Raw genomic sequence first — 2,946 nt, forward strand, 5'->3', positions numbered from 1 at the left:
GCCACCGCAATGATAGTGGTAGCAACGCTTACATTAAGCACGATGATCTCAAACGATGTGGTACTGCCGTTAATGCTGCGTAGAAAGTTTAAACGTAACTTAATTACCAGCAGTTATAAGTCTCGTATATTACTTGTAAGGCGCTTTGCTATTGCAGGCATATTAATTTTGGCCTATTTCTATCAGCAATGGTTTGGCCATAGTAGCGCACTGGCCAGTATGGGCTTGGTCGCATTTTCACTTGTTACCCAATTGCTACCCTCTATTGTGGGTGGTTTATATTGGCGAAAAGGTCATGCTTATGGGGTGTATGCGGGTTTGGTAGCAGGCTTTATTTGCTGGATACTATTTTTAATGCTGCCAATACTCGATGCCGGCGCAACCCTTGATAGCGAGCTGCAACAAACGCTTATAACGCGTGGAACCTTGATAGCTTTGTTTGCCAATATTGGTTGTTATATTAGTTTTTCACTTGGGGCTGAGGAGCGCTTAATTGATAAAATTCAGGCCGCTGCTTTTGTTAACCCTAAAGATCAGGCTATTTTATCAAGGCGCTTAAATAAAGACGTAAAAGCCACCGTTTACGACTTTAAAATACTACTGCAAACATTTCTAGGTATTCAGCGCAGCCAACAAGTACTGGCCCATTACGCACTCGCCCATCATTTAAGTGATAACAACGCACACCCAGAGCCTGAATTTATAGCCTACTGCGAACGCGCATTAACGGGCGTGCTTGGCGCATCGTCAGCGCAAGCGTTAATACATACGGTATCGTCGGGTAAACGTATGGCGTTTGAAGAAGTAGTAAACTTTTTTGACGAAACCACACAAGCGCTGCAATTTAATCAAAATCTGTTATTTACCTCACTCGAAAATTTAAGCCATGGTATTTCAGTTGTTGATAAAGATTTAAAACTCGTTGCATGGAACAAACGCTACAATGAAATGTTTGGCTACCCTGAAGGCTTTTTAGAAGTAGGCCAACCCATAGAAGACATTATTAGATACAACGCTAACCGTGGTGAATGTGGCCCTGGTGAAATAGAACGCCAAGTAGAAAAACGTGTACAGCATTTAAAATATGGCAGCTCGCATCATTTTATTCGCCACCGTCGTAATGGCCAAGTATACGAAATGATTGGTAATCCGCTGCCCGATGGCGGATTTGTTACCAGCTTTTCAGATATTACAAACCACATAAGTACGCAAAATGCGCTTGAAGAAGTAAACATGGATCTTGAAAACCGCATAGAAGCACGTACTCAAGAAGTGCAAACTATTAATAAAGACTTACAAGCTCAAATAGATAGCCGTGTACAAACCGAGCAAGCACTTACCTTAGCTAAACGAGAAGCAGAGCAAGCCAACGACAGTAAAACGCGCTTTTTAGCACTGGCGAGCCACGACATTTTACAGCCGTTAAATGCAGCACGTTTATACCTTGCCGCCATTGACGAAAAACAGCTCGACAGCACTAACCAAAACAGCTTTGAAAAACTAGGCGACAGTCTCGATTCAACCGTGCATTTAATGTCGGCACTGCTTGAAATAGCTAAGCTTGAGCAAGGCGCTATGACCCCTACCCCTCGCCACTTTTATATTGAAGATATTTTAGCCCCACTACAAAGTGAATACGCTATTTTATCAAGTGATAAAGGCCTTAAACTTAGTGTGCGTTCAAACCAGCAAATTGTGCACAGCGATATAACCTATTTGCGCCGAATTATTCAAAACTTGGTCTCTAATGCAGTTAAATACACCGATAATGGCCGTGTATTAATTGCCTGTAGGAACCGAAAGCATAATTTACGAATAGAAGTATGGGATACAGGCCCAGGTATTAGCGAAGTAGAGCAAGCTAAAATATTTAACGACTTTTACCGTGTTGAGTCGGGCGATAACAAAGGCGTAGGCTTAGGCCTAGGTGTGGTAAAACGTATGGCTGACTTACTAAGCTTGCCGCTTGATGTGCATTCTGAGCCAAATAAAGGTAGCCGCTTTAGTATTGAAGTACCTTATGGCGACGAGCAGTTTGTACAACAAAAAAGTACTACAAATAGCTTAATAGAAAACCGTGCAGCAATTAATATTGTTGCCGTAGACGACGACCCTGAAAATTTAGCAGCAATGGCAAGCTTACTTAAAAAGTGGCAAGCTAATTACACCCTTTTTGATAACGTAGATAATGTACTGGCGCATGCTAAAGAAAACGGTGCACCCGATGTTATTTTAATGGACTATCAATTAGGTAGCGACTGCGATGGCATAACGCTAATTAAAACCCTGCGCGAAATTTGGCAAAGCCAAGTCCCTGCTATTTTAATTACCGCAGTGCGCGACACCGAGCTTAAACAAGAAACCAAAGCCGCTAATATTCATTATTTAAGTAAGCCAATTAAACCGGGCAAACTAAAGGCACTGCTTAATCACAGTACATAATAAGCTAGTAAAAAGTGATCTAGTTAAAAGTGTTCTAGTTAAAAGCTATCAAGTAATAGCGTAAAACAAAAAGCCCAGTATCTTCACTGGGCTTTGCTTTATAAAGTGTTCATAAAATTAAACTGGATTTACTCGGCTTCTAAGCTTTTGGAACAACCAACTTAGCCCCACCAACGAAAGCCCTAATCCAATAAACGAAAGCGCTTTAAGTAAGCCCTCCAAGTTAGCCATATCAATTAAAAACACTTTAACAATAACTGCAGCTAGTATGCCTAGGCCTACTTTTTGTATTAATAATTGATTTTTTAAATGCCCAAAAATAACAGTACCCGCACCCAATACTAACCAAATAACAGAGTAGCTATAGAGCTCTGCATTGCTCGCCCCTTTTGATAAGTATATGTAAGGACCTTGCCAGTACTGACGAATAAAGCTGTTTATTGCCAATAATATAAAGCCACCCGCAACGGCCAATATAAATGGCGTAGCTTTAGCATTTATTGG

The 2,946-nt window shown here is 41.1% G+C and carries 2 protein-coding genes; one reads left to right on the forward strand and one right to left on the reverse strand.

Annotated features, from left to right (window positions below; genetic code table 11):
* On the forward strand, positions 1-2,442 hold a 2,442-nt coding region (locus tag L652_RS0101135), incomplete at its 5' end, for a PAS-domain containing protein (protein ID WP_024603201.1).
* A 117-nt stretch (positions 2,443-2,559) separates the two neighbouring features.
* Here L652_RS0101135 and L652_RS0101140 read toward each other — a convergent pair.
* Positions 2,560-2,946: DUF2339 domain-containing protein (locus tag L652_RS0101140; RefSeq protein ID WP_024603202.1), on the reverse strand; the 387-nt coding region annotated here is incomplete at its 5' end.

Origin of the sequence: Pseudoalteromonas sp. TB25, from assembly GCF_000497995.1 — a bacterium.
Lineage (GTDB): Bacteria > Pseudomonadota > Gammaproteobacteria > Enterobacterales > Alteromonadaceae > Pseudoalteromonas > Pseudoalteromonas distincta.